Below are 26,508 nucleotides of genomic sequence, written 5' to 3'. Positions count from 1 at the left end.
GTTTAATCGTTTAACTGTTTAATCGATTAACCGAATACACGATTAACCAAATCAACAAAAAAATTACTGTTTCTTAGCAATTTGTGCCATTAATTCTGCTTCAGCAACTAGTTTTCCATTTGCGTAAGCATTTGCTTGCATGTGACAAATTCCTCTTCTGATAGGCGTAATTAAATCACACTTAAAAATTAAGGTATCACCAGGCAATACTTTATGTTTGAATTTAACATTATCTATTTTCATAAAATAAGTCAAATAATTTTCAGGATCCGGAACTGTGCTTAAAACTAGAATTCCACCCGTTTGTGCCATTGCTTCAACAATTAAAACACCCGGCATTACTGGAGCTTCAGGAAAATGTCCCACAAAGAAATTCTCATTCATTGTAACATTTTTCATCCCCACAACATGGGTTTCAGACATTTCAATGATTCTGTCAATCAATAAAAACGGTGGCCTATGAGGTAAAACAGCCATAATTTTATGAATGTCCATCAAAGGTTCTTGATGTAAATCATAAACAGGAACATAATTCCTTTGTTCGATTTTTATGATTTTTGCCATTTTTTTGGCAAACTGTGTATTTACAAAATGTCCTGGTTTATTAGCAATTACTTTACCTTGAATTCTTGTTCCAATTAAAGCTAAATCACCTACTACATCAAGTAATTTGTGTCTTGCCGCTTCATTTGGATAATGCAAAGTAAGATTGTCTAAAATTCCATTTGGTTTAACTGTAATTTCGTCTTTTCCAAAAGCAACTTTTAAATTTTCCATTGTAGCTGCCGATATTTCTTTATCTACGTATACAATAGCATTATTTAAATCGCCACCTTTTATCAAACCATTTTCTAACAATGATTCTAATTCATGTAAAAAACTGAAGGTTCTAGACTCCGATATTTCCGTTTTAAAATCTGAGATGCTTTTCATTGTAGCATTTTGAGTACCAAGTATTTTAGTACCAAAATCTACCATTGCAGTAACTGAATAATGATCGTTTGGCATTACCAATATTTCACTTCCAGAAGCTTCATCTGTAAAAGAAATTACTTCTTTTACTACATATACATTTCTTTTAGCGTTTTGTTCTTCAATTTCTGCTTTTTCAAGCGCTTCAACAAAATATTTTGAAGAACCATCCATAATAGGAAGTTCAGAAGCATTCAATTCGATGATTACATTATCTAAATCGCAACCAATTAGTGCTGCTAAAACATGTTCAGGTGTCTGAATTTTTACGCCTAATTTTTCTAAATTGGTTCCTCTTTGCGTGTTTACAACATAATTAGCATCTGCTTCAATAATAGGTTGTCCTTCCAGATCTACTCGAACAAAAGTAAAACCATTATTTACTGGAGCAGGTTTAAAAGTCATTTTTACTTCTTTTCCTGTGTGTAATCCAACTCCAGTTAGCGAAATTTCTGTTTTGATGGTCTTCTGTTTAACCATTGTTTCCATTTTTTTGGTTTAATATTTGTTTTTTTAATTCTTCTATTTCTGCAACAATTTTAGGCAAATTCTTAAAATGAACATATGATTTACTAAAATCATTGTATCCAAATGTAGGGCTTCCTTGCAAGATTTCATCATCTTTTATATTACGTCCCACACCTGATTGCGCTTGGATTCGAACATTATTACCAATAGTTAAATGTCCAGAGATTCCAACTTGTCCACCAATCATACCACTTTTTCCAATTTTTGTAGAACCTGCAACTCCTGTTTGAGCAGCAATTACGGTGTTCTCACCAATTTCTACATTATGGGCAATCTGAATTTGATTGTCAAGCTTTACTCCTTTTCTAATAATTGTTGACCCCATTGTAGCTCTGTCTATTGTAGTACATGAGCCTATATCTACATTATCTTCAATAATTACATTACCTATCTGCGGAATCTTAGTGTAGGTTCCGTCTGGATTAGGTGCAAAACCAAAACCATCAGCGCCTATTATAGCACCGGAATGAATGGTACAATTATTCCCAATTACAGTCTCCGAATATATTTTTGCGCCAGCGAACAATATTACATTATCCCCTATTACCACATTATCCCCCACGAAACAATTAGGATATATTTTTACATTTTCACCCAAAACTACATTCTCACCCACATAACTAAAGCTACCAAGATATAACTTATCTCCGTATTTTACACTTTCTGAAAGGAAAGAAGGTTGCTCAATTCCATTTTTATTCAATTTCACCTGATTGTAAAACTCCAATAATTTAGAAAATGCGGCATACGCATCTTCCACTTTTATTAATGTAGTGGTTAAAGGTGATTCTGGCACAAAAGTGTCATTAACAATTGTTACTGAGGCTTTTGTAGAATATATATAATTAAGATATTTAGGATTTGATAAAAAAGTTAGCGATCCCTCACTGCCTTCTTCGATTTTTGACAATCTAAAAACTTCCGCCTTGGGATTCCCAACAACTTCACCTTCTAAAATCCCCGCTATTTGTTCTGCTGTAAATTTCATTGCGACAAAAATATAAAAAAATAGATTTTAAATGACCTTTTTATAGCAGTTGTTTTGGGAAACAGATATAATATTTAGTCACTAATTTAGATAACGATTTTAAATTCAGCTGGTCAGAAGATTCTATAACATCCTCAATTGTGCTGTCTTTTTTCAAAATTCGTATCGGTTCGGCTTCTTTGCTATACGCTTGATTTTTTATTTTGCCTTTAAAAATAAAATAATTAGTTTCTAATAATGAAATATTATTTTCCAATGCAAAACGCTCCTTTAGTGGATGCAATTCTTCAATCGCTACTTTTTCACTAGTTAGTTTTATTTTTAATAAATCCCGATTGACAATCATTTTGCTTAAAGATGATAATATAAAATCATCTTGTTTTTGCCAAGCTTTTAATGCGCCAATAATATCAAAATCATCTAATTGAGCAAATAAATCCAAGGTTTCAGCATCAAAAGTATCTATGGTTACTTTGTTTTGCATAAAAAACAATAAAGGCTCGCTGCATGGTAATTGCACTCCTTTTAAAGTCAATTCTTTGGCGCGTTTTAAGATTTTCATCAAAATTAACTCTGCTACCAAACTGGTTTTGTGTAAATACGCCTGCCAATACATCAATCGTCTGGACATCAAAAATTTCTCTACAGAGTAAATTCCTTTTTCTTCAATTACCAAATAATCGTCCACGACATTCATCATTTGAATCAATCGTTCCGAGTTGACATTTCCTTCTGCCACTCCAGAATAAAAGCTATCGCGTTTCAAATAATCCATTCGATCCATGTCCAATTGACTGGAAATCAACTGTAACATAAATTTTCTGTTGTATTCCCCTTTAAAAACCTGAATTGCCAAACTTAACTGACCGTTAAATTCTACATTCAATTGGTTCATAAATAGCAAAGAGATTTCTTCGTGATGTACATCTTCAACAATGCTTTTTTCCATAGCATGTGAAAACGGTCCGTGACCTATATCATGCAACAAAATAGCAATATATAATGCGTTTTCTTCTTCGGGAGATATTAAAACGCCTTTAAAACGCAATACATCTACCGCTTTTTGCATCAAATGCATACAACCTAAAGCATGATGAAAACGGGTGTGATTTGCGCCAGGATATACTAAATACGATAATCCCATTTGAGAAATTCGACGCAAACGTTGAAAATAAGGATGCTGAACTAAATCGTAGATTAAGGCATTTGGAATGGTAATAAACCCATAAATGGGATCATTGAATATTTTAAGCTTATTGATTTGACTCACTATTAAGTTTGTTTTTAAGGTCAACAAATATAAGTAAATTAGATTTCAAAACAGAGTTGTTCCTAATTGTGATTTGGAGCCAAAAAAAACGGAGCGTTTGAAGCGCTCCGTTAGTATAATTTTTTAAAGTTTTCTAATCCAAATATTTCTGAATTGATTTTTAGAATCATGATCTTGAAGCGAAATAACATCATCACCATGAGATGAAGGATAATTATGCAAACCAATATAAAGAGTCAACCCATTTATTGTAGTGTTATTTTGTACCAAAACACCATTCAAAAATACGGTAATTCTCGCCGGAGCATCAATCTTGCCATCAGCTTTGAATCTTGGTGCAGTGTAGATTACATCATAAATATTCCATTCCAATGGCGTTTTTACAGCGTTTACCAATGGTGGATGGTCTTTATAAATACTTCCGGCTTGACCATTATTGTATGTTCTGTTATTGTAGGAATCCAATATTTGCAATTCGTATCTGTTTTGGAAAAAGACACCACTATTTCCTCTAGCCTGTCCTCCATCTAAAACAACATCCGGTGCGCTCCACTCCAAGTGCAACTGGCAATCACCAAAAGCCATTTTAGTTTGAATCGCTCCAGAACCCGGAACAACTTCCATATAATCTTTGTCAACAATTTTCCATCCAGCAGGTTTGCTTGCATCTTTTTGACTTACCCATTGGTCTAAGTTTTTACCGTCAAATAAAATAATCGCATCCGAAGGCGCACTTCCAAGAGTTTTAGCTGGCGTTATTACTTTTACTTCCGGTTCCCAAATTTCCGTCATTTCGGGTTTCATTGGCATTGGGGAAACCTCAGGTGGAGTATTCACATATTTGTGTTGCGCCATAGCTGCCGTTGCAGAAAATAAGGCAATCATTAAAAAAGAGTTCTTGAAGTTTTTAGATTTCATAGTTAAATTCATTTGGTTTAAAAAAATATAAATATAGCATAATTGTTCTCTTTTCAATATTAAGCATTTTTTTTTCACGAACTAACTTTTAATTTAAATATAACTAATTGATGGTTAAACTTTAGATTTTTATTCCAAAGGCTGACAATTCCAAAGAAATCGTTTTCTTAAAAAATTAACATAATTTTAAGTTCGTTTAGTTCGGTAAATTACGAACTAACTTTAATTTTGCAAAAAAAATCATGGCTGCAATACAAAAAGAGAGAGAAGAACTTATCGAGATGTTCGGAATTCATTTTGAGTTATTATACAATTTACCGCCACTAGGTTCCAGAATTTTAGGATTACTAATAATTGATGGTTGCAAAACCGGGTTAACATTTGAAGAGATAGTAGAAAAACTTGGGGCCAGTAAAAGCTCTATTTCAACCAACTTGAATCTGCTTCTAAAAATGGATAAAATAAATTACTACACTTTATGTGGTGATCGAAAAAAATATTTTAAGCCTTCCCAATTCAGTGAAAGATTAACAAATTATATCAAAATCCTGGATTTTGAAAAAAAGATAATAGACAAATTAATCTCTTACAGAGAGCAAACTATTTCGTGTACTGAAGAACGATGCAATATGGAAAATGTCAAGGCCTACAAGGCACACGTTTGCGAAGTAGAGGAACTTTTAATTAAGACAATCGAAAAATTCAAAGAAATAGAAAGAAATAACAGTTAAAATAATAATTAATCAATTTTAGAAAATAGTCCCGTATGAAAAAGAAATATTTTATAAGTGCAATTTTGTTATCAATAAGCTTGCTCTCCTGTAAAAAAGAAACCGCTCCAACAGCTCCTCCTGTAATGCCCTATAAAGTTGTCGAAATAGGAACATCTAATACCACTTTATTAGCTGAATATCCTGCTAGTTTAGAAGGTGTTACAGATATTGACATTCGCGCAAAAGTAGATGGATATATTGAAAAAATATATGTCCAAGAAGGTCAAGAAGTTAAAAAAGGTCAATTGCTTTTTAAATTAGAGACACAAACGGCAACCCAAGAAGCTGGAGCTGCAAAAGCAAAAGTTGCTGCTGCTCAAGTGGAAGTAAATCGTTTAATCCCTTTGGTAGAAAGAAAAATAATCAGTGATGTTCAATTAGAAACTGCAAAAGCAAATTTAGCTAGCGCTAAAAGTACTTATCAAAGTATCGTTGCCAGAATTAATTATGCTACCATAAAAAGTCCGGTTAATGGAATTGTGGGAACTTTACCTTTAAGACTGGGAAGTTATGTCAGCAGTCAAACAGTCGAGCCTTTAACTCGCATTTCAGATGTGAGTACCATTTATGCCTATTTTTCAGTAAATGAAAAAGAACAATTGGACATCATGATGCATGCTCAAGGAAAGTCTTTTCAAGAAAAAATAAACAAAATGAAAGCTGTAAACTTAGTTTTGAGCAATGGTATGCAATATGAACAAAAGGGTAAAATTGAAACCTTTAGCGGACAAGCCAATGCAGCAACAGGTTCCTTTAATGTAAGGGCAAGTTTTCCAAACGGGAATAAATTATTGCGTTCTGGAGGAAGTGGAACTATTCAAATCCCAACAGATTTAGAAGATGTTATTATTATCCCACAAAATGCTTCATTAGAATTACAAGACAAGCGTGTGGCACTTGTTGTGGATAAAGATAACAAAGTGAAAGCTGTTCCAATTGAAGTGCGTGCAATTCCTGGAGGCAAATTTTTTGTAGTTGATAGCGGATTAAATATTAACGATAAAATACTTATTGAAGGAGTTGGGATTGTAACTGAAGGAACCCTTATTAAACCTGAAGTAGTTGATTTTAATACGATAATCAATCCAACAAAAAAATAATTGACAAACTAACTATTGAATAAATAACAAAATATGTTTTCAAAATTCATTGACAGACCGGTATTGTCAACGGTGGTATCTATTATCATCGTAATTTTGGGAGTTTTAGGATTAACCTCACTTCCAGTATCTCAATATCCAGAAATAGCGCCACCTACGGTAACTGTATCAGCAAATTATCAAGGAGCAAGTGCCGAAGTTGTAATGAACTCGGTAGTAATTCCATTAGAAGAACAAATCAACGGTGTTGAAGACATGACTTATATGACTTCTACATCAAATAATGATGGTTCTGCTTCCATTAATATATACTTTAAATTAGGTACAAATCCTGATTTAGCAGCTGTGAATGTACAAAATCGTGTATCACGTGCTACACCTTTATTGCCTCAAGAAGTTACAAGAGCCGGTGTTACAACTTCAAAGAGACAAAGTGATAATATTTTGATTTTATCACTGTACAGTGAAAACCCTGATTATGACGATGTTTTTCTTCAAAATTATGCTAACATCAATATTTTACCAAAAATAAAACGTGTAGCCGGAGTTGGAGAAGCAATGATTTTTGGTCAAAAAGACTACTCTATGCGTATTTGGCTTAAGCCAGATGTAATGGGAGCTTATGGACTGGTTCCTTCGGATATTACAACGTTATTAGCTGAGCAAAATATTGAAGCAGCTCCGGGTCAATTGGGTGAAAGTGGCGACCAATCGTTTCAATATACATTAAAATACAAAGGGCGTTTACAAAATGCAAAAGAGTTTGAAGAAATTATTGTTCGTTCAACCGAAAATGGAGAAATCCTTAAGCTAGGTGATGTTGCAAAAATTGAATTGGGAGCTGTAAATTATGCCAGTAATGCCTATACAAACGGGAACAAATCTATTGCAATTGCTATTGCACAAACTGCAGGATCTAATGCACAAGAAGTAATTGAAGGATCCTTAAAAGTATTGGATCAAGCAGAAGTAAATTTCCCTAAAGGGGTAAAATACGCGACATTAATTAATGCAAATGACTTCTTAGATGAATCTATCACAAAAGTGATTCATACCTTAATAGAAGCCTTTTTATTAGTATTTATTGTAGTTTTTATCTTCTTACAAGATTGGAGATCAACTCTTATACCTGCAATTTCTGTACCTGTGGCTATTGTGGGAACTTTCTTTTTCCTAAGTCTATTTGGCTTTACCATTAACTTATTAACGCTTTTTGCCTTAGTACTTGCCGTCGGAATTGTGGTTGATGATGCGATTGTAGTGGTCGAAGCCGTCCATGCCAAAATGGAAGCTGGAGAACACGATCCAAAAAAAGCGGCTCACAGTGCCATGCAAGATATAAGTAGTGCTATTATTTCCATTACACTTGTTATGTCGGCGGTATTTATTCCTGTATCATTTATCAGTGGTTCTGCAGGAGTTTTCTACAAACAGTTTGGATTAACTTTAGCCGTTTCAATTGTATTATCAGCTATTAACGCCTTAACGCTTTCTCCTGCATTATGTGCTATTTTCTTAAAAGAACACGATAAAAGTTCCAAGAAAAAGGGTTTTATGGAGCGTTTTTACACTGCATTTAATGCTGGATTTGAAACAACAACCGCCAAATACAAAAGATCAGTTGAGTTTTTTATAAAACGCAAATGGTTAGCCTTTTTAGGAATTGCGGTTTTTGCAGGGATTTTTATCTTGTTATTAAATATTACACCAAAGGCTTTTGTACCTGGTGAAGATACAGGTGCCATTCTTTCGGATGTTTCACTTCCACCCGGAACTTCATTAGAAAGAACTGAGGAAGTATTGTTGCAAATTGAAAATAAAGTAAAAGACATTCCAGAAATAAAAGAAGTGCTTCGTATTTCAGGTCGTAGTTTAATAAGTGGTACTGGTAGTAACTACGGAATGGTCATTGTAAAATTGAAAACCTGGGCAGAACGTAAAGATGCCAATCAGGAAATAACAGCTGTTGTAGCTGAACTATTTAAGCGTACCGCTGCAATTAAAGATGCGAAAGTACTCTATTTTGCTCGTCCTACTCTTGTTGGTTTTGGTTTCACCAATGGTTTTGAATTTCAATTGCAAGATCAAAAAGGAGGTTCTATCCAAGAGTTAAGTGAAGTAAATAATAAATTTTTGGCCGCTTTAAACAGCCGTCCCGAAATCAAATATGCTGCTACTTCTTTTTCTCCAAATTACCCGCAATACCGAATTGATTTGAATGTTGCTGCCATAAAAAAATCAGGTTTAACAGTAACTGATATTTTAGGAACCATGCAAGGCTATTATGGTGGAGTTTATGCCTCTAATTTTAACAAATTTGGAAAACAATATCGAGTAGTTTACCAATCTGATCCTGAGTTTAGAAGTAATCCTGAATCATTGAATAAAGTATTGGTTAGAAATAATACCGGTCAGATGGCTCCTATTTCACAATTTGTGACTTTAGTAAAAGTATTTGGTCCACAGGCAATTGAACGTTTCAATTTATTTACATCGGTAAAAATCACTGGTGCACCAAATGAAGGTTTCAGTTCTGGTGATGCGATTAAAGCAGTTGAAGAAGTGGCAAGTCAAAGCTTACCTGTTGGATATGGTTACGAGTATTCAGGAATGACTCGTGAGGAAATTAGTGCAGGCGGTCAGACATTATATATTTTCTTATTGTGCTTGGTTTTTGTATATTTCTTGTTAGCCGCTCAATATGAAAGTTATATGTTGCCTTTTGCCGTATTAATTTCATTGCCTATTGGTTTAGCAGGAGCTTATCTATTTGCTTATTTATTCAATGTGAGTAACAACATTTACTTACAAATAACACTTATTATGCTTATTGGATTGCTCGCTAAAAACGCCATTTTGATAGTCGAGTTTTCTGTAGATTCCAGGAAAAAAGGAATGAGTATTACGCAAGCTGCTATTCATGGTGCTGTTGCCCGTTTACGTCCTATTTTGATGACATCATTTGCATTTATCTTCGGATTATTGCCTTTAATGTTAGCTAAAGGAGCTGGAGCTGTTGGAAACAATGCTATTGGAACTGGAGCAATTGGCGGAATGTTAATCGGAACCATTTTTGGGGTATTTGTTATTCCGGTATTGTTTATCGTTTTCCAAACCCTGCAGGAAAAAATTTCTACAAAACCACTTCCTGTAGAAAATCAGGAATCAGATGTTACACTTTTAGATGAAAAAAATGAAAAATAATATATACAGAATCACACTCTTGGGAGTTACAGCAATACTGATGCAGTCTTGCTTTGTCGCCAAAGATTACAAACGACCGGAATTAAAAACGGAAAATTTGTATCGAAATGAAGTGGTTTCCACCGACACCATTTCACTTGCGAATGTAGCTTGGAACAATGTTTTCACAGATCCTCTTTTGCAGGGATACATCAAAAAAGGATTAGAAAACAACCTTGATATCAAAATTGCCATGCAAAATATTGCAGCGGCAGAAGCAACCATGAAACAAGGAAAAGCGGGATACTTCCCTACTCTTTCTGCAGGTGCCGATTGGACGCACCAAGAACTTTCTAAGAACAGTCAGTTTGGAGCATTGCTGCAAGACAGAAGTACCGATCAATATCAATTTACAGGAAGTCTTTCTTGGGAAGCTGATATTTGGGGGAAAATAAGAAGTAATAAGCGTGCTGTAAATGCTGCTTATCTACAAACAACAGCTGCAAATCAAGCTGTGAAAACGCAATTGATTGCTAACATTGCAGCTACGTATTATCAATTGCTTTCGGTTGATGCACAAATAAAATTAGCGGAGAAAACATTGGTTAACAGAAACCAAAGTGTTGAAACTATTGTTGCATTAAAAAAAGCAGGAAATGTAACCGAAGTTGGCGTGAAGCAAACCGAAGCACAGAAATATGCTACCGAAATTATCATTGCCGATTTAAAAAATAGCATTATCATTCTTGAAAATACCATGAGTATTCTTATGGGTGAAGGTTCCGCTAAAATAGAAAGAAGCACATTTGAGTCACAATCCATACAACCAACAATTACACTTGGTGTGCCTGCGACATTGTTGCGAAACAGACCTGACGTGATTGCCGCTGAATACAACTTGATTTCAAATTTTGAACAGACAAATGTTGCCAAAAGTAATTTTTATCCAACATTAAAACTTACTGCAACAGGCGGACTTCAGAGTATTGATTTAAAAGAATGGTTTAGTGCCAATTCGATTTTTGCAAATATAGTTACGGGATTAACGCAACCTATTTTCAATCAAAGACAAATTAAAACGAGGTTCGAAATTGCAAAAGCCAATCAGGAAAAAGCCTATCTTCAGTTTGAGCAGTCGTTATTAACTGCTGGAAAAGAAGTTTCGGATGCATTGGCACAATACAATAATGAAACATATAAACTCACCGTTAGAGAAAAACAAGTCGATGCTTTGAATAAAGCCACTGATTATTCGGATGAATTGTTGACGTACGGTTTAGCCAATTATTTAGAAGTTTTGACTGTAAAAGACAATGCTTTGAATGCGGAACTAAGCTTGATAGACAATAAATTCCAACAATATAAAGCGATAATTCAATTGTACAGGGCCCTTGGTGGTGGCTGGCAATAATGAGATTGCTTGACTAATTATTATTGATTCCTGTTTGTTTCAAAACCACTGCTTTTTGTACCGGCAGTGGTTTTGTCATTTATACCATTTTTCTTTTTGATAATTAATTTCGAAAATTATTTCAGTTGGATTGGAATCCAAATTTCCTCTTCGGAACTGGGATCGTTATTCTTGTATTTTTCCCCTAATAATTCAAAATGGAATCTGTCATCCAAAACGTATTCAGAGTTGGGCAACCAAGTTCCAAAAATATACTGAAATGTGTTTGAAGCGGTCGATACATCTCCTTTGTGAACAAAAACCGCATACAATCCTCCAGCCAAAATAATCGGTTCCATGGCTTCTGGAATTTCATTAAAATCAGTTACAGCAACGGCTGCCCATTTTTCGAATTCAGTATTGGGGTTAAAAGTATTAAAATACGACGCATCATATTTTTGCATGGAATACAAATCGGCACCAATATTATTTTGGATTTCCTTTCGTCTGGGCATAAAACTTTTCCAAAGTTCTGCAGTTTTATTATTGGAAAGCGAAAGTGTTATTCGTTTGCCAATTAATTTTTTCTCCGGTAGTATTTCAATTCTTGGATTCATATAAAAAGTTGCTTTTTTAGATTGGACAAATGGCTAATCAGTAGCTAAAATAGCGTAACCGTAATTATCGGACCAGCCAGATGACAATGGTAATAATTTTCGGGTGTGGGCTTCTCTTGTCATTCCGGTTTTTTCCAAAACGCTGATAGAACCAATATTTCCCACTGCGCAACCTGCTTCAATACGATGCAAATTCAGTCCTTCAAATCCAAAACGGAGAATTTCTTTCAACGCTTCAGTAGCGTAGCCTTTGTTCCAATGGTCTTTGTGGAATTTGAACCAAACTTCGGCATTTTTATATTTTACTTTCCCCAAATTGATTCCTATTAATCCTATCATTTGGTTTCCGGTATTTAATTCCACCGCAAAAGTAAAATGGGTCGCAAGTTCTTTATTGTTTTCAAAAATCCACTTTTCTAAAAGTAGTTTTGTTTCTTCAATATTATTTGGAATTCCTAATGTATTAAATTCATCTGTTTCTTTCAAAGAATGTAATTCGTGAACATAATCCAAATCCAATAATGTGATTGGTCTTAGTATTAATCGTTCCGTTTTGAGAATTATAGTGTTCATTTTTTGTTTTAATAATTGTATCGTTTTCAAAAATCTCTTGATATTCTACTTGCTTATTTCTTTAATACCAAATAAAAGAACCGTTTTAAAATTAAACCTTCTTTCTCCTATCCGTTAAATACTTTCGGATTGGAATATCATAAAAAACCATTGTTAAATAAGCGAAGCCAACCAACAATAGTGTTCCTATTGAGATGATAAAAAACAGCTCAGTCGTTTCTGGTTTGTACGTTGTATAATAGTTTGCGAATATCCACATCACTGCATAATGCGTCATGTATAAAGGATACGATATTTTTCCGGAGAAGATGCACAGTTTTCTAAATCCTTCCGTTAGCGTAGCTCCGGCTCCCAATGCAATCAACAACGGAAAATAGAACAAGACCACCAAAGGTTCAGTCAACCAGTTCCATTCCGTAAAAGGTATTAAAAAGGCCAACATTAGTAATACAGACAGACTGATGAAACCGAGTTTTGATTTAATAATCCAATTGGAACGAAAAATCAACATCCCAACTAAAAAAGAATACGAAATACGGGCAGCACCATCCCAAAAGGTTTCTCCATTCCATCCGCCCAGCAAGGAACCTCCCGCACGATAGCTGACAAAACAGAGTCCTACCCCAGCCAAAATAGTTAGCAAAAACAGCGAACGACGGCTCAATTTGTACAGAAAAAGTGCATACAGAATGTTGGCAACATATTCCCAAAACAAAGACCAAGCAGGTGCATTTAAACCGAACAAGTTGAAATATCGGTCTGGCATTGCTTGAAAAGGAACAAGAAATACGGAAGCCAGAAATATCAGAATCAATTTACCCGTTTCGTAGGTTTCAGGATGACTGCTAAAAGGATCAAAAAGAAAAGCCAACAAACCCAAGACCGAACCAAAAATAACCAAAGGATGCAATCGGATGAGCCTTGTTTTAAAAAACGCTGCAATTCCCATTTTTTCAATACGCTCCTGATGATAGGCATAGGCAATCACAAATCCGGACAAACAAAAGAAAAAGTCAACCGCAAGAAAACCATGCGCAATGAAATTTTTGCTAGGCTGATAAACGATCTCCATAAAATGAAAAAGTACAATGGACAAAGCTGCTATTCCTCTTAACCCATCAAGGATTTCAAAATGTCGTTTTGGTTTTAAAATGGTGGAATCTATTTTGGTCATGAAGTATTAATCTTATTTTAATAAATTCTGTTTCTAGCAACGCTTTATTAATACAGCGGATTTGGGATTAAATTAATATTTGTTTTTTTGGTTAAGTACAAATTTTCAAAATACAAAACCATTTTTCATTAAGCCAATTGCCCAAATCCGTTGTAGTAGATGTTGGCAGTAGTGTTTTTTATTTAATGCTAATTTCTATTTTAGTTTTAAACCAAAATCCGTGTCGATTTTCTTTGAAAATATCGTCTATAGATTTTTTTGTTTTATAAATTGTTTTAATATTTTGAGTTTCTATTTCAATATTATTGATTGAACTTGTTAATTCTTCAATTTGTTTGTCTGACCAACTTCCGATTCCAAAATGCAAATTTGCTGTGTCTTTTGGTTTTATGTTAAAAACTATAGAATCGTTAGTTGTTATTCTTTCCAAATCATAATTCTCAACTTTAGGATTTAGATTAAACTTTACTTTTACATTTGAATCAGTTTTATTTATAAAATCAATAAAGTGTGGAGGGTCGCAACTCATTAATAATTGTGAACTTATTATGAGTATTAAAATGTTTTTAATTTTTTTCATTAATCCATTTTGGTTTTGTTAATCATATGTTCTTCTTCACGGGCAACATTACTGCTAACGTTCTGTCACTACAGCGGGATTCGGACTAAATTAAGCCCATTCTTCGGATTTGCCACTCGAGCCTTTACTTTGTGTTAGAGTAAAAAACATTAAATTTATTCAAAGGAAAGCAGAGGTGAACTTTCACCCGAGCTAAGCTTAAGACTTAACTATCGCATTAGTCCTCTGCCTTCTCCTTGAACCCGTTGAATTGCTTCAAATAGAATGATAGACATCAAGGTCTAATAAAGGCTCTAAAGAAGTTCAACATTTTTGTTTATCCTAAATCCAAAGTTATGAAAAACTATTTATTTTATGTGGGTATTGATATTTCAAAACTAAAATTAGATATCACTATTCTTGATGTTTCTTCTTTGAAATCGGAACATTTTGTTGTTGAAAACAACATAAAAAGCATTAGTCTGTTTGTCAAAAATCTAAGCAAGAAGATTGACATAAATCAAACTCTTTTTTGTTGTGAAAACACAGGGGTTTATACCAATCATCTTTCGTCTGCTTCAATGGATTTAAAGTTAGATTTATGGATTGTCCCAGCCGTTGAAATAAAAAGATCAAAGGGGATTTCAAGAGGAAAAACCGATAAATCAGACGCTAAAGATATTGCCTATTACAGCTATAGAAATATTGACAAACTCAAACTTTTTACTTTGACAGCTATAGACATTCAAAAACTAAAAATTCTGTATACCGAAAGAGAAAAAATGCTTAAATCATTATTGCTTTTAGAAACAACTAAGGAAAATAAGGGTTTTGCAAGTAAAGAAGTTTTCAAGGAAGTATCATCAATCAATCAAAGTTTAACCAAAACCATTAGAAATGCTATCCGCAAAATAGAAACCAAGATGAAAGAAATCATCAAAGCAAATGCTCAGTTGAACAAACAGACTCAACTCATCAGAACCATTCCTGGAATAGGGGAACAAACCAGCATATATTTAATCATTGCCACAAAAGGATTTACGGCTTTTAAAAATTGGAGACAATTTGCCTGTTATTCTGGAGTTGCCCCATTTGAATGCAGCTCCGGCTCTAGTATAAAAGGCAGGACTAAAGTAAATCATATGGCTGATAAAAAAATAAAATCCTTGCTGCAAATGTGCGCTATGACCACATTGAAGTATGATCCTCAATTAAAAGAATATTACAATAAGAAAAAGGCTGAAGGAAAAAATTCTATGCTTGTTTTAAACAATATTAGATGCAAACTTATAAGCAGGGTTTTTGCTGTCATTAACAGAGAAACTTCATATATAAACACGTATAAATTTGCATCGTAGTTTTAACAATTTTTACTTGTTTTTCATCATAGAATGCGATAGCGAACAGGCGAAGCAAATCATCCCAAATACAAAACCAGCTTTCCATTAAGACTATTGCCCAAATTCGTTGTAGTAGCTTTTACCAGCAGTTAATTTTATATAATTGAATTTTGTTTCTTCTTTGCCTGCTCAACAGTAATTTTATTAAATATTATCCTTAAGAATCCTGTAATTGAAATAAAAGCAATTCCAACCAATAGTTGATATTCTTGAAATATATTATTTGGATATAAATCCGTTAAAGCGATTATTAAAATTGTTAAACAGCCAATCCAAATAAATGCAATAGAAACGAGAAGGATTTTTTTCATATTTCTGTATTTGTTTAATATTTTATTATTGCGCATCATCATTTGCGTTTCTATGACAATGATTGGTAACTACCTATTTGATAAATATCAGATTTTTGTTATTTTCAAATATATAATAAATTCATTACAAATAATACAATCTAGTTTTGTTTTCTGAGAACTTTTCCAATCAAAATGTAGTACTAAGCCCCAATCATTCTCGCAAGTGCGTGAGGGATGGAAGCGGCATCCTTTCCTTTTTTCTTTAAAAAGGAAAGATACAGCGTACAGCCCGACCCGGACGAAGTTTACGTAGAATGGGGCACGCCCAAGAACAAACCTAATACAGAACGAAAGCGAATTGCAGTTTTATAAAATGTAGCGTAAGTATGTTAAAAAATTATCATAATATTAGCAGGTAGCCGTTGCAAAAAAATGTAATTTGGCACTTTAAATAGTACTTTAGAACACTTGTTTATACAATTATGGATAAAATAAAAATACTTTGGGTAGATGATGAAATCGACCTTTTGAAACCACATATCTTATTTCTGGAAAAGAAAAATTACGAGGTAACGACTTGTAACAACGGGCTTGACGCGATTGCAATTTTTGAGGAAAACAATTTTGATATTGTTTTCTTGGATGAAAATATGCCCGGAATGAGCGGCTTGGAAACCTTATCAGAAATGAAGGAGAAAAAATCTTCGGTTCCCATGATTATGATTACTAAAAGCGAGGAAGAATACATTATGGAGGAAGCCATAGGTTCTAAAATTGCCGATTATTTGATTAAACCCGTGAATCCGAACCAGATTTTGTTGAGCTTGAAGAAAAATCTGGATCATTCCCGATTGATTTCGCAAAAAACAACGCTGGATTATCAGAAAGAATTTAGAAAAATTACCATGGAAATGGCGATGGTAAATTCCTATGAAGACTGGATTGAGTTGTATAAAAAATTGATTTTTTGGGAACTGGAATTGGAAAATATAGACGATCAGGGTATGGTTGAAATTTTGGAATCCCAAAAAACAGAAGCCAATTCACAATTTGGAAAATTCATTGAGCGCAATTATGAGGATTGGTTTGCGCCAAAAGCGGATAAACCGGTTCAATCGCACACGTTATTCAAAGAATTAGTGCTTCCAGAACTCAAGAAAAAAGACAAGCCAATTTTGTTTGTAGTGATTGACAACCTGCGTTACGACCAATGGAAAGCCTTTGAAAGCGTGGTGGGAAATTACTATAAACTGGAAAAAGAAGTGCCCTACTACTCTATTCTTCCTACCGCAACACAATATGCGAGAAACGCAATTTTCTCCGGTTTAACGCCATTGGAAATGGAAAAACAGTTTCCGCAATACTGGAAAAATGACCCGGAAGAAGGTGGAAAAAACCTTTTTGAAGCCGAATTTTTGACAGCACAATTGAAACGATTGGGTTTGAATATCAAGGAAGATTATTTTAAAATAACCAGTCTTGCAGGCGGAAAAAAATTAGCCGAAAGTTTTAAAGCCTTAAAAGATAATGATTTGGTTACCATAGTTTACAACTTTGTGGATATGCTTTCGCATGCGAAAACAGAAATGGATGTTGTAAAAGAACTGGCCTCTGATGATAAAGCGTATCGTTCGCTTACGTTGAGTTGGTTTAAAAATTCCCCACTGTTAGAAATCATTCAACAGGCTCAAAAAATGGGTTTCAAATTGATTTTAACTACAGATCACGGAACGATAAACGTAAAAAATCCTTCGAAAGTGGTGGGTGATAAAAACACCAGTTTGAATTTACGTTACAAAACCGGACGTAGTTTGACTTACGAACACAAAGATGTTTATGCGGTAAAAGAACCAAAAAATGTTGGCTTACCTACCATAAATATGAGCAGTTCTTATATTTTTGCAAAAAATGATTTGTTTTTGGCGTACGTCAACAACTACAATCATTATGTAAGTTATTACAAAAATACGTATCAACACGGTGGAATTTCATTGGAAGAAATGATTATTCCGTTTTTAGTTTTTAATCCGAAATAAAAAAGTAGTCAGACTCCGTTTTCAGTTTTTGGTAGAACCTTAAACTTTAAACTTTAAACAATTTTAAAAGAATGAATATCATTTTTTCTATCGACCAACTCGAAGAAGTGGCACAAAAAATCATAGCCGAAAACCCCAAAAAAGTGATTCTGTTTCATGGAGAAATGGGTGTTGGAAAAACCACTTTGATCAAGCAATTGTGCAAAACACTTGGTGTAACCGGCGCGACGAGTAGTCCAACTTTTTCTTTAGTTAATGAATATGAAGCCGATGACAATCAGCTAGTTTATCATTTTGATTTTTATAGATTAAATCATGAAACAGAAGCTTTGGATATGGGTGTTGATGATTACTTGTATTCCGGGAATTGGTGTTTTATAGAATGGGCAGAGAAGATTCCAAATTTGATTCCTGAAACACATTCGGTTATAACTATTTCATTGCTTCCTGACGGAAAGCGTTCTTTAACCTTAAGTTAAAAAGTAATTATGAGTTTAGACAATACAGTAGAAATCATTCCTTTTTCAACCGCATTAAAAGAACCGATAAAGACCTTAAACCTGGAATGGTTGAAAAAATATTTCAAGGTGGAGCCTAAAGACGAAATCGTACTTTCGGATCCGCAAGGTCAAATTATAGACAAAGGCGGAATGATTTTTTATGCTAAATACAATGATGCCATCGTAGGTACTGTTTCTTTAATGAAAATTGATAGCACTACCTATGAATTAAGCAAAATGGCAGTAACAGATGGCGTTCAGGGCTTAGGCGTTGGAAAAAAACTGATGCTGCATTGCCTTGCCGTTGCTGAAGCAAAAGGAATTGAAAAGCTGATTTTATATTCGAACAGAAGATTACTGCCGGCGATTCATTTGTATGAAAAATTTGGTTTTGTAGAAGTACCTTTAGAAGGTGGCGTTTATGAAAGAGCCGATATAAAAATGGAAAGAATCATGCACTAATTTCAGATGTAAGTTCGCGTGCATTTATCCCCGTAAATAGTGCACTTTTTTTAAAAGTTTTTACGTAAATTGTACCCTTAATTTAACAACATCAATGTCAATTACTATAACGCCATTCACAAAACAACAGCTATTACCCCAAGAAGAAAAACTTGAGGTAGCAAGAAAAAAAAGCGAGCTTTTTATAGGAATCCCAAAGGAAACCAGTTATCAGGAACGCCGTATCTGTCTTACTCCAGACGCTGTAAACTCTCTGACCTATCATGGCCATCGGGTGATGATTGAGGCTGGCGCTGGATTAAATTCCAGTTATACAGATAAAGAATATTGTGATGCCGGTGCCGAAGTTACCAGTGATACGAAGAAAGTTTTTAGTTGTCCGATGATATTGAAAGTAGAACCGGCAACGCTTGCCGAAATTGAAATGATGAATCCTCAAACGATTCTGCTCTCAGCAATTCAGTTAAAAACCCGAAAGAAAGTCTATTTTGAGGCTTTGACCAAAAAGAAAATTACCGCACTGGCTTTTGAATACATAAAAGATGAAGATGGCACCTATCCTGCAGTGAAAGCGTTAAGCGAAATTGCCGGAATTGCATCGATTCTAATTGCTGCCGAGTTGATGATTACCAATGAATTCGGAAAAGGATTGTTATTCGGGAATATTACAGGCGTTCCTCCTACCGATGTTGTAATTCTTGGCGCAGGAACTGTTGGAGAATTTGCCGCTAAAACCGCTATTGGTTTAGGTGCCAATGTCAAAGTTTTTGATAATTCTATTACCAAATTGCGCCGTTTACAGAATAATTTGAATCAGCGTATTTTTACTTCTACCATACAACCAAAATCTTTACTGAAAGCATTGAGAAGATGTGATGTCGCTATTGGCGCCATGCGAGGAAAAGAACGTTGTCCCGTGATTGTTACGGAAACCATGGTGGAGCATATGAAAAGCGGTGCTGTAATTGTAGATGTGAGCATTGATACCGGCGGTTGTTTTGAAACTTCAGAAGTGACTTCACACGAGAAACCTACGTTCATCAAAAACAATGTCTTGCATTATTGCGTACCCAATATTCCTTCTAGATATTCTAAAACAGCTTCGTTGTCCATTAGCAATATCATAACACCTTATTTGATGCAAATCGCTGCAGATGGCGGTATCGAAAGCGCTATTCGTTGTGATAAAGGATTGAAAAATGGTGTTTATATGTACCACGGAATCCTCACAAATAGTGCCATTGGCGATTGGTTCGATTTGCCAAACAACGACATTAATTTAATTGTTTTTTAAGAAAACTTTCTTCTACCTTTGCCAAAAATTTAATTCATGAAGTTTATACATCGTTTTGCTTATTATTTAGTAGGTTTAGTTATCGGATTGTTTTTTGTAGCGTTAGTTTTCAGTGGTAAAGACACCCGTTGTAACTATTTTCCAAATGCAAGAGTCTTGAATGATTTAAGAAACAAACCCTTCCATTATTCGGATAAAGCATCACAGATTTTGGCTGAAAAATGGATTGATACTTCCGATATAAAAAATACATTGCAATATGGTGATGTAGATTTTGACAAAAGCAATATAGAACTTAAAAAAGGAAAGCTGTATATCATCGAAGGGAAAACAATCAAAAACCAAGAGGTTACTTTGAAAGTGATTAATTACGCTGATAAAGCTGTCTTAGAAGATATTATAAAAAAATAATTTCTCTTTTATACCAACAAAAGTAAATTTTAGGAAACAGTACTTTTAAAATAAAACCATTAAGATATTTAGAAAATTAAGTTTTATAGCCTTAATTAAACTTAATTTCTTAATGGTTTAGAAAAAGATAATTTTAAAAAACTACAACCACTTTATAGGTTCTAATCCGTTTAGTTTTAAATACGCATTCGTTTTACTGAAATGCTTATTCCCAAACCATTTCCCTTGATTGGCACTCATAGGCGAAGGATGCCCGGACTCTAAAACCAAATGTTTGTTTCGGTCGATTTTTAGTCCTTTTTTGTGCGCAAAATTTCCCCAAAGCAAGAAAACAACATGCTCTTTTTCTTCCGAAATTTTTTGGATGACAGCATCAGTAAAAAGATTCCATTTCAAGTGTTTATGACTATTCGCATTGTCTTCTCTAACCGTCAGCGATGCATTCAACAATAAAACGCCCTGCTTTGCCCAAACTTCTAAATTTCCTGAAGTCGGCATAAAAATAGTCTCCAAATCATCACTCATTTCGCGAAAAATATTACGCAACGAGGGCGGAATTCGAACGCCATCATTTACAGAGAAACACAAACCATTCGCTTCACCTTTTCCATGATACGGATCTTGACCAATGATTACAACTTTTACGTCTTTGAAACTGCAATAGTTAAAAGCAGCAAAAATCAATTCTTCTGGAGGATAACAGGTATGATTTTTGTATTCCTCAGCAACAGTTTTCATTAAATCCAGAAAATAAGGTTTCTTGATTTCATCCGATAAAATGGTTTGCCAAGAGGGATTGAGATTGATTTGCATGTAATTTATTTTGCCGTAAAGTTCGCAAAGTTTTTCGCAAAGTCCGCTAAAAAAATTAATGCATTTCACTTTGAATCTTTGTAACTTTGAACCTTTACAACTTAGATCATAAAATGATATCCATCACCGAAAAAACATTACAAGATTTACAATTTCCAACTGTTCTCGAAACCATTTCGACAATTTGTAATACTGACATTGGAAAACAAAAAGCATTAGAAATAACTCCTTTTAAAGACAAGGAAACGTTGATGCAGGCCTTAATGCAAACATCTGAATATGTTTCGTCTTTCCAAAATAACAATGCCATTCCAAATCATGGTTTTGACGCCATTACGCATGAGATAAAATTTCTGGCCATTGAAGACAGTTTCTTGGAAGTGGGCAGTTTTAGAAAAATTGCCACGATTTCTTCAACGGTAAATTTCCTATTGAGTTTTTTGAGAAAATTTGAGGATTATTACCCAAATTTAAACGCAAGAGCAAACCAAGTCGAGCTGACCAAAGAAATCATCACGATGGTCGATGAAGTAGTCGATAAATATGGCGAAATAAAAGACAATGCCTCCCCGGATTTATTGAACATACGCAGAAGTATGAATGCAGTTCGCGGGAAAGTCAACCAAAGTTTTGGATCAGCAATGACCCAATACAATGCGCTGGGATATCTTGACGACATCAAAGAAAGTTTTGTGCAAAACAGACGTGTTTTGGCTGTTTTAGCGATGTATCGCCGTAAAGTAAAAGGATCGATTCTGGGCAGTTCCAAGACAGGAAGTATCGCCTATATTGAACCCGAAGCTACTTTACAATATTCTCGGGAACTGAGTAATCTTGAATACGAAGAAAAAGAAGAAATCACACGAATATTAAAACAGTTATCGAATCAGATTCGTCCTTTTTTACCGCTGTTAATCAAATACCAGGATTTCCTTAGTGATATTGATGTAATTGCCGCCAAAGCAAAATATGCAAATAAAATCAATGGAATTTTACCAACAATTACTGAGGAACGCCGACTTTATTTTAGAGACGCCTACCATCCTATTTTGTATTTGAACAACAAACAGAAAAACGAAATTACGCATCCGCAAACTATTGAATTGGGTCAGGAAAACAGAATTATTGTGATTTCTGGACCTAATGCCGGAGGAAAAACCATTTCGTTAAAAACTGTTGGATTACTGCAATTAATGTTACAATCCGGAATGTTGATTCCAGTACATGAACGTAGTGAAACGTTTTTATTTGATAGAATTTTAACAGATATTGGAGATAATCAATCTATTGAAAATCATTTAAGTACATACAGTTACCGATTAAAGAACATGAACTACTTCCTAAAGAAGTGCAATAGAAAAACAATGTTCCTTATTGATGAATTTGGTACGGGTTCTGACCCTGAATTAGGAGGTGCTTTAGCCGAAATTTTCCTCGAAGAGTTCTACCATCGGGAAGCTTTCGGGATTATTACAACCCATTATTCAAACCTAAAAATTCTGGCGAACGAATTGCCTTTTGCCACCAATGCCAACATGCTTTTTGATGAAAAATCATTGGAACCCATGTATAAATTAGCTTTGGGACAAGCCGGAAGTTCCTTTACGTTTGAAGTGGCTTTAAAAAACGGAATTCCTTTCAGCTTAATTAATCGGGCGAAAAAGAAAATTGAAGTTGGAAAAGTACGTTTCGACAAAACCATTGCAACCCTTCAGAAAGAGCGTTCCAAGATGGAAAAAACTTCTCAAACGCTAAAAGAAGAAGAAACCAAAGCGCGTGAAGAAGGCAAAAAAATGGAGAATATCAATGTAAAAATCAAGCAAAAACTGGAAAGCTATCAAGAATTGTATGACAGCAACCAGAAAACAATCTACATTGGTCAAAAAATTGAAGACATTTCGGAGAAATATTTCAATAATAAGAACAAAAAAGAACTCCTTGGGGAATTTTTGAAAATCATCGAAATCGAAAATTCAAAACGCAAAAAAGCCACAACCAAAGAGGCAAAAGCACTGATTGAAAAGAAAAAAGAAGTCATTCAAGAAGTGACCGTTCAGGTTGAAGAAATCAGAAAAGAGAAGAAAGAGAAGAAATTAAAAGTGGTGATTGAGAAACCAAAACCTATCCTAAAAGTGGGGGATCGCGTGCGAATGTTTGACGGAAAAGCGGTAGGAACGATTGATTCTATTGAAAAAAACAAAGCAACGGTAAACTATGGTGTATTTACTTCAAAAGTAAGTCTGGAAGCGCTGGAATTTGTTGAAGCTGGGAAAAAATAGACTAAAGTCATTGTGAGGAACGAAGCAATCGCACTAACAAGATACAAGTTGAGTAACTTAATGCGATTGCTTCGTTCCTCGCAATGACAAATTCAAATAAAAAACTATGAAACCTGGATTTATCTATATTATCACTAATAAATACCAAACCGTAGTTTACACAGGTGTAACTTCAAACCTTCCACAAAGAATTTTGGAACATAAAGAAAAAAGATATCCTACTTCATTTTCTGCTCGTTATAATGTGGATCTATTAGTTTATTATGAGCAATTTCAATGGATTGGTGATGCTATAGCTAGAGAAAAGCAAATAAAAGCAGGTTCAAGAGAAACAAAAAATACTTTAATTCGTTCTCTAAACCCTACTAGGAAAGATTTATTTGAAGAAATTAAAGATATAATGACGGAATGACTCTCACAAGACTAACACTAGTCATTGCGAGGGACGAAGCAATCGCACTAACGAGGATAGAAGTTGAGCAACTAAATGCGATTGCTTCGTTCCACGCAATGACATAAGGACACATAAAAATGGAAAACTTACCTAAAGACAAAAAAATTATCCTCTTTGATGGCGTTTGCAATCTGTGTGATTCGGCAGTGCAAAGAATCATTAAGCATGATTCAAAAGATGTTTTCAGGTTCGTTGCCTTACAATCTGATTTAGGTCAAAAAATCATTAAACATTTAGGAATTGATACACAAAAAACGGATAGTATTATTCTGTATAAACCAGGTTTCGCTTATTATTATAAATCGGAAGCCGTTTTAGAAATTGCAAAAGATTTAAGTGGACTATTTTATTTTGGTACTTTATTTTCAATATTACCCACTTCACTAAATAACCATATTTACGATTATATCGCTAAGAACCGATACAAATGGTATGGAAAAAAGGAAACTTGCCTAATTCCTACAAAAGAGCTCCAAGCTAAGTTTTTAGAATAAATGACCAATATGATAATTATCATACCTTTTATTTTGCAAGAATAATATATTTGGACAATCTTAAATTTAATTAATCATGAAAGACACTACACTTTTTTCTTGGGATAACGGTTCCTTTATAATGATTGTCGTATTTGGTTTAGTAATCATAGGACTGGTTGCCGCAGTTTTAATTATGATGAATTCCGACAAAAAAATAAAAAAATAGCACAAAAAAAGAGGATGCCCAGTGGACATCCTCTTCTATTATTAAGAAAATTAGAATGAATTAACTTCTAATTAATTTTCTATATTTCAATCGTTTTGGAGTTAAATCACCACCTAAACGTTTTTTCTTGTTTTCCTCATAATCAGAGAAACCACCTTCAAAATAATATACTTCAGAGTTTCCTTCGAAAGCTAGAATGTGGGTACAAATTCTGTCCAAAAACCATCTATCGTGAGAAATAACTACCGCACAACCTGCAAAACTCTCCAAACCTTCTTCTAATGCACGAAGCGTATTGATGTCCAAATCATTCGTAGGCTCATCCAGCAAAAGTACGTTTCCTTCTTCTTTCAAAGTCATTGCAAGATGTAAACGGTTACGTTCTCCACCCGAAAGCATAGAGACTTTCTTGTTTTGTTCTCCACCACCAAAATTAAATCGTGACAGATAAGCTCTTGAATTTACTTGCTTTCCACCCATCATAATCAATTCCTGACCGTCAGCGAAGTTTTCCCAAATTGATTTATTAGGATCTATGTTGGAGTGCGCTTGATCTACATAAGCGATCTTTACAGTGTCTCCAATTAAAAACTCTCCTGAATCTGGTTTTTCTTCACCCATAATCATTTTGAAAATGGTTGATTTACCAGCACCATTTGGCCCAATAATTCCAACAATTCCTGCTTGTGGCAAGGTGAAATTTAAATTATCATACAGTAATTTATCGCCAAAAGCTTTAGCTACATTTTTGGCTTCAATAACATTAGTCCCTAAACGTGGACCATTTGGAATATAAATTTCCAGATTTTCATCCAATTGTTTTTGGTCTTCATTCAATAATTTATCGTAGTTCTGCAAACGCGCTTTTTGTTTCGTTTGACGTCCTTTGGCCCCTTGACGAACCCAGTCCAACTCACGTTCTAAGTTTTTTCTGCGTTTCGAAGCTACTTTTTCTTCTAGTGCCATACGGCTTGATTTTTGGTCTAACCAAGAAGAATAATTCCCTTTCCAAGGAATTCCTTCACCTCTGTCTAATTCCAAAATCCAACCTGCAACATTATCCAAGAAATACCTATCGTGCGTTACTGCAATAACAGTTCCGGCGTATTGTGCTAAATGTTGTTCTAACCAAAGTACACTCTCTGCATCCAAGTGATTCGTAGGCTCATCCAAAAGCAAAACATCAGGTTGTTGCAACAACAAACGACATAAAGCTACACGACGACGCTCACCACCAGATAAATTCTTGATTGGTGTATCACCTTCCGGAGTACGCAAAGCATCCATTGCAATTTCAAGTTTGGTATCAATTTCCCAAGCTCCCAATGCATCAATTTTATCTTGCAAAAGCGCTTGACGATCCATTAATTGCTCCATTTTTTCGGCATTTTCATAGACTTCCGGCAAACCAAAACTATCATTGATTTTATTGAATTCGTCTAGAACAGCCATCGTTTCAGCAACACCTTCTCTTACAATTTCGATAACCGTTTTACTGTCATCTAAAATAGGTTCTTGTTCTAAATAACCTACCGTATAACCCGGTGCAAAAACGACATCGCCTTGATAGTTTTTATCAACACCCGCAATAATTTTTAATAAGGAAGATTTTCCGGAACCATTTAAACCTAAAATACCAATTTTAGCTCCGTAAAAGAAACTCAAATAGATGTTTTTAAGTACTGGTTTATCTGCTCCTTGATACGTTTTACTCAATTTTGACATTGAGAATATCACTTTTTTATCGTCTGCCATCTTTATTTTTTAATTTAAAATTTAAAATTACATTATCAATTTTCACTTTCAGTCTCGAATCTAC

At 34.4% G+C, this 26,508-nt stretch carries 25 protein-coding genes; 14 read left to right on the top strand and 11 right to left on the bottom strand.

From position 1 onward, the window contains the following. Window positions 1–63 precede the first annotated feature (63 nt). The 4 genes from CLV00_RS12420 to CLV00_RS12405 form a co-directional block, all read right to left on the bottom strand. Window positions 64–1,452 (bottom strand): bifunctional UDP-3-O-[3-hydroxymyristoyl] N-acetylglucosamine deacetylase/3-hydroxyacyl-ACP dehydratase, encoded by a 1,389-nt coding sequence (locus CLV00_RS12420; protein WP_099716333.1) that lies wholly within the window; start codon window positions 1,450–1,452, stop codon window positions 64–66. Next, window positions 1,445–2,488: a UDP-3-O-(3-hydroxymyristoyl)glucosamine N-acyltransferase gene (gene lpxD, locus CLV00_RS12415; protein ID WP_099715482.1), complete on the bottom strand. Its 1,044-nt coding sequence runs from the start codon at window positions 2,486–2,488 to the stop codon at window positions 1,445–1,447. The genes CLV00_RS12420 and lpxD overlap by 8 nt, the downstream gene beginning before the upstream one ends. Before the next feature lie 40 nt (window positions 2,489–2,528). Beyond that, the gene (locus CLV00_RS12410) at window positions 2,529–3,758 is read right to left on the bottom strand and encodes an HD domain-containing protein (protein WP_099716332.1); all 1,230 of its coding nucleotides are present in this window, start codon (window positions 3,756–3,758) and stop codon (window positions 2,529–2,531) included. 123 nt (window positions 3,759–3,881) lie between these two features. Next, window positions 3,882–4,676 (bottom strand): DUF1080 domain-containing protein, encoded by a 795-nt coding sequence (locus CLV00_RS12405; RefSeq protein ID WP_099715481.1) that lies wholly within the window; start codon window positions 4,674–4,676, stop codon window positions 3,882–3,884. A gap of 242 nt (window positions 4,677–4,918) precedes the next feature. Here CLV00_RS12405 and CLV00_RS12400 point away from each other — a divergent pair, with 242 nt between their 5' ends. From CLV00_RS12400 to CLV00_RS12385, 4 genes are read left to right on the top strand one after another with little or no spacing between them, the layout of a single operon-like run. Beyond that, a complete protein-coding gene (locus tag CLV00_RS12400) occupies window positions 4,919–5,407 on the top strand; it encodes a GbsR/MarR family transcriptional regulator (RefSeq protein WP_099715480.1) in 489 nt (162 codons plus the stop codon). Window positions 5,408–5,442: 35 nt separating this feature from the next. Next, entirely contained in the window at window positions 5,443–6,549 is a 1,107-nt protein-coding gene (locus CLV00_RS12395) for an efflux RND transporter periplasmic adaptor subunit (protein ID WP_099715479.1), read from the top strand. 33 nt (window positions 6,550–6,582) lie between these two features. After that, window positions 6,583–9,753, top strand: a complete 3,171-nt coding sequence (locus CLV00_RS12390) for an efflux RND transporter permease subunit (RefSeq protein ID WP_099715478.1) — start codon at window positions 6,583–6,585, stop codon at window positions 9,751–9,753. After that, on the top strand, window positions 9,743–11,143 hold the full coding sequence (locus CLV00_RS12385; RefSeq protein WP_099716331.1) for an efflux transporter outer membrane subunit: 1,401 nt from the start codon (window positions 9,743–9,745) through the stop codon (window positions 11,141–11,143). Before CLV00_RS12390 ends, CLV00_RS12385 begins: the two co-directional genes overlap by 11 nt. Window positions 11,144–11,259: 116 nt before the next feature. On the opposite strand, the gene CLV00_RS12380 is transcribed toward CLV00_RS12385, so the two are convergent. The 4 genes from CLV00_RS12380 to CLV00_RS12365 form a co-directional block, all read right to left on the bottom strand. After that, window positions 11,260–11,739, bottom strand: coding sequence for a GyrI-like domain-containing protein (locus CLV00_RS12380; RefSeq protein WP_099715477.1), 480 nt, complete (start codon window positions 11,737–11,739; stop codon window positions 11,260–11,262). 33 nt (window positions 11,740–11,772) lie between these two features. After that, complete coding sequence (locus tag CLV00_RS12375; RefSeq protein ID WP_099715476.1) at window positions 11,773–12,312, bottom strand: GNAT family N-acetyltransferase; 540 nt, start codon at window positions 12,310–12,312, stop codon at window positions 11,773–11,775. Between the two features lie 91 nt (window positions 12,313–12,403). Next, window positions 12,404–13,486 (bottom strand): acyltransferase, encoded by a 1,083-nt coding sequence (locus CLV00_RS12370; protein WP_099715475.1) that lies wholly within the window; start codon window positions 13,484–13,486, stop codon window positions 12,404–12,406. Window positions 13,487–13,664: 178 nt separating this feature from the next. Further along, entirely contained in the window at window positions 13,665–14,066 is a 402-nt protein-coding gene (locus tag CLV00_RS12365) for a hypothetical protein (protein ID WP_143394896.1), read from the bottom strand. Window positions 14,067–14,401: 335 nt separating this feature from the next. On the opposite strand from CLV00_RS12365, the gene CLV00_RS12360 reads away from it, so the two are divergent. Continuing rightward, window positions 14,402–15,403, top strand: a complete 1,002-nt coding sequence (locus CLV00_RS12360; RefSeq protein ID WP_099714043.1) for a transposase — start codon at window positions 14,402–14,404, stop codon at window positions 15,401–15,403. Window positions 15,404–15,540: 137 nt separating this feature from the next. On the opposite strand, the gene CLV00_RS12355 is transcribed toward CLV00_RS12360, so the two are convergent. Beyond that, window positions 15,541–15,756, bottom strand: coding sequence for a hypothetical protein (locus CLV00_RS12355; RefSeq protein WP_143394895.1), 216 nt, complete (start codon window positions 15,754–15,756; stop codon window positions 15,541–15,543). 464 nt (window positions 15,757–16,220) lie between these two features. Between CLV00_RS12355 and CLV00_RS12350 the strand changes: the two genes are divergently transcribed. The 5 genes from CLV00_RS12350 to CLV00_RS12330 all read left to right on the top strand — a co-directional run bounded on the left by CLV00_RS12350 (window position 16,221) and on the right by CLV00_RS12330 (window position 20,441). After that, the gene (locus CLV00_RS12350; RefSeq protein WP_099715472.1) at window positions 16,221–17,774 is read left to right on the top strand and encodes a response regulator; all 1,554 of its coding nucleotides are present in this window, start codon (window positions 16,221–16,223) and stop codon (window positions 17,772–17,774) included. 71 nt (window positions 17,775–17,845) lie between these two features. Beyond that, on the top strand, window positions 17,846–18,253 hold the full coding sequence (gene tsaE / locus CLV00_RS12345; RefSeq protein WP_099715471.1) for a tRNA (adenosine(37)-N6)-threonylcarbamoyltransferase complex ATPase subunit type 1 TsaE: 408 nt from the start codon (window positions 17,846–17,848) through the stop codon (window positions 18,251–18,253). Between the two features lie 9 nt (window positions 18,254–18,262). Beyond that, window positions 18,263–18,736, top strand: a complete 474-nt coding sequence (locus tag CLV00_RS12340) for a GNAT family N-acetyltransferase (RefSeq protein WP_099715470.1) — start codon at window positions 18,263–18,265, stop codon at window positions 18,734–18,736. A 94-nt stretch (window positions 18,737–18,830) separates the two neighbouring features. Continuing rightward, window positions 18,831–20,030: an alanine dehydrogenase gene (locus CLV00_RS12335; RefSeq protein ID WP_199074797.1), complete on the top strand. Its 1,200-nt coding sequence runs from the start codon at window positions 18,831–18,833 to the stop codon at window positions 20,028–20,030. 36 nt (window positions 20,031–20,066) lie between these two features. Then, complete coding sequence (locus CLV00_RS12330) at window positions 20,067–20,441, top strand: DUF4258 domain-containing protein (RefSeq protein WP_099715469.1); 375 nt, start codon at window positions 20,067–20,069, stop codon at window positions 20,439–20,441. Between the two features lie 141 nt (window positions 20,442–20,582). Here the strand turns inward: CLV00_RS12330 and ung are convergent, their stop codons facing one another. Then, window positions 20,583–21,254, bottom strand: a complete 672-nt coding sequence (ung, locus tag CLV00_RS12325) for a uracil-DNA glycosylase (RefSeq protein ID WP_099715468.1) — start codon at window positions 21,252–21,254, stop codon at window positions 20,583–20,585. Between the two features lie 113 nt (window positions 21,255–21,367). Here ung and CLV00_RS12320 point away from each other — a divergent pair, with 113 nt between their 5' ends. From CLV00_RS12320 to CLV00_RS16645, 4 genes are all read left to right on the top strand, one after another. Beyond that, on the top strand, window positions 21,368–23,533 hold the full coding sequence (locus CLV00_RS12320; protein ID WP_099715467.1) for a DNA mismatch repair protein MutS: 2,166 nt from the start codon (window positions 21,368–21,370) through the stop codon (window positions 23,531–23,533). Between the two features lie 106 nt (window positions 23,534–23,639). Then, the gene (locus tag CLV00_RS12315) at window positions 23,640–23,945 is read left to right on the top strand and encodes a GIY-YIG nuclease family protein (protein ID WP_099715466.1); all 306 of its coding nucleotides are present in this window, start codon (window positions 23,640–23,642) and stop codon (window positions 23,943–23,945) included. Window positions 23,946–24,064: 119 nt separating this feature from the next. Beyond that, on the top strand, window positions 24,065–24,481 hold the full coding sequence (locus CLV00_RS12310; RefSeq protein ID WP_099715465.1) for a thiol-disulfide oxidoreductase DCC family protein: 417 nt from the start codon (window positions 24,065–24,067) through the stop codon (window positions 24,479–24,481). A 76-nt stretch (window positions 24,482–24,557) separates the two neighbouring features. Continuing rightward, window positions 24,558–24,689 (top strand): hypothetical protein, encoded by a 132-nt coding sequence (locus CLV00_RS16645; protein WP_255409051.1) that lies wholly within the window; start codon window positions 24,558–24,560, stop codon window positions 24,687–24,689. Window positions 24,690–24,749: 60 nt separating this feature from the next. On the opposite strand, the gene ettA is transcribed toward CLV00_RS16645, so the two are convergent. Then, complete coding sequence (ettA, locus tag CLV00_RS12305; RefSeq protein WP_099715464.1) at window positions 24,750–26,444, bottom strand: energy-dependent translational throttle protein EttA; 1,695 nt, start codon at window positions 26,442–26,444, stop codon at window positions 24,750–24,752. Window positions 26,445–26,508 lie beyond the last annotated feature (64 nt).

This window comes from Flavobacterium sp. 11 (assembly GCF_002754315.1).
Classification (GTDB): Bacteria; Bacteroidota; Bacteroidia; order Flavobacteriales; family Flavobacteriaceae; genus Flavobacterium; species Flavobacterium algoritolerans.
This window is presented reverse-complemented; position numbering and strand designations above follow the sequence as displayed.

What these genes read in the sequence shown, in the direction of transcription:
- CLV00_RS12400 (WP_099715480.1), top strand. Translation starts at nt 4,919, where the DNA reads ATGGCTGCAATACAAAAAGAGAGAGAAGAACTTATCGAGATGTTCGGA.
- CLV00_RS12315 (WP_099715466.1), top strand. Translation starts at nt 23,640, where the DNA reads ATGAAACCTGGATTTATCTATATTATCACTAATAAATACCAAACCGTA.
- lpxD (WP_099715482.1), bottom strand. Translation starts at nt 2,488, where the DNA reads ATGAAATTTACAGCAGAACAAATAGCGGGGATTTTAGAAGGTGAAGTT.
- CLV00_RS12420 (WP_099716333.1), bottom strand. Translation starts at nt 1,452, where the DNA reads ATGGTTAAACAGAAGACCATCAAAACAGAAATTTCGCTAACTGGAGTT.
- CLV00_RS12385 (WP_099716331.1), top strand. Translation starts at nt 9,743, where the DNA reads ATGAAAAATAATATATACAGAATCACACTCTTGGGAGTTACAGCAATA.
- CLV00_RS12365 (WP_143394896.1), bottom strand. Translation starts at nt 14,066, where the DNA reads ATGAAAAAAATTAAAAACATTTTAATACTCATAATAAGTTCACAATTA.
- CLV00_RS12405 (WP_099715481.1), bottom strand. Translation starts at nt 4,676, where the DNA reads ATGAAATCTAAAAACTTCAAGAACTCTTTTTTAATGATTGCCTTATTT.
- CLV00_RS12375 (WP_099715476.1), bottom strand. Translation starts at nt 12,312, where the DNA reads ATGAACACTATAATTCTCAAAACGGAACGATTAATACTAAGACCAATC.
- CLV00_RS12350 (WP_099715472.1), top strand. Translation starts at nt 16,221, where the DNA reads ATGGATAAAATAAAAATACTTTGGGTAGATGATGAAATCGACCTTTTG.
- ung (WP_099715468.1), bottom strand. Translation starts at nt 21,254, where the DNA reads ATGCAAATCAATCTCAATCCCTCTTGGCAAACCATTTTATCGGATGAA.
- CLV00_RS12370 (WP_099715475.1), bottom strand. Translation starts at nt 13,486, where the DNA reads ATGACCAAAATAGATTCCACCATTTTAAAACCAAAACGACATTTTGAA.
- CLV00_RS12330 (WP_099715469.1), top strand. Translation starts at nt 20,067, where the DNA reads ATGAAGTTTATACATCGTTTTGCTTATTATTTAGTAGGTTTAGTTATC.
- CLV00_RS12340 (WP_099715470.1), top strand. Translation starts at nt 18,263, where the DNA reads ATGAGTTTAGACAATACAGTAGAAATCATTCCTTTTTCAACCGCATTA.
- CLV00_RS12360 (WP_099714043.1), top strand. Translation starts at nt 14,402, where the DNA reads ATGAAAAACTATTTATTTTATGTGGGTATTGATATTTCAAAACTAAAA.
- CLV00_RS12390 (WP_099715478.1), top strand. Translation starts at nt 6,583, where the DNA reads ATGTTTTCAAAATTCATTGACAGACCGGTATTGTCAACGGTGGTATCT.
- CLV00_RS12380 (WP_099715477.1), bottom strand. Translation starts at nt 11,739, where the DNA reads ATGAATCCAAGAATTGAAATACTACCGGAGAAAAAATTAATTGGCAAA.
- CLV00_RS16645 (WP_255409051.1), top strand. Translation starts at nt 24,558, where the DNA reads ATGAAAGACACTACACTTTTTTCTTGGGATAACGGTTCCTTTATAATG.
- ettA (WP_099715464.1), bottom strand. Translation starts at nt 26,444, where the DNA reads ATGGCAGACGATAAAAAAGTGATATTCTCAATGTCAAAATTGAGTAAA.
- CLV00_RS12320 (WP_099715467.1), top strand. Translation starts at nt 21,368, where the DNA reads ATGATATCCATCACCGAAAAAACATTACAAGATTTACAATTTCCAACT.
- tsaE (WP_099715471.1), top strand. Translation starts at nt 17,846, where the DNA reads ATGAATATCATTTTTTCTATCGACCAACTCGAAGAAGTGGCACAAAAA.
- CLV00_RS12335 (WP_199074797.1), top strand. Translation starts at nt 18,831, where the DNA reads ATGTCAATTACTATAACGCCATTCACAAAACAACAGCTATTACCCCAA.
- CLV00_RS12355 (WP_143394895.1), bottom strand. Translation starts at nt 15,756, where the DNA reads ATGAAAAAAATCCTTCTCGTTTCTATTGCATTTATTTGGATTGGCTGT.
- CLV00_RS12395 (WP_099715479.1), top strand. Translation starts at nt 5,443, where the DNA reads ATGAAAAAGAAATATTTTATAAGTGCAATTTTGTTATCAATAAGCTTG.
- CLV00_RS12310 (WP_099715465.1), top strand. Translation starts at nt 24,065, where the DNA reads ATGGAAAACTTACCTAAAGACAAAAAAATTATCCTCTTTGATGGCGTT.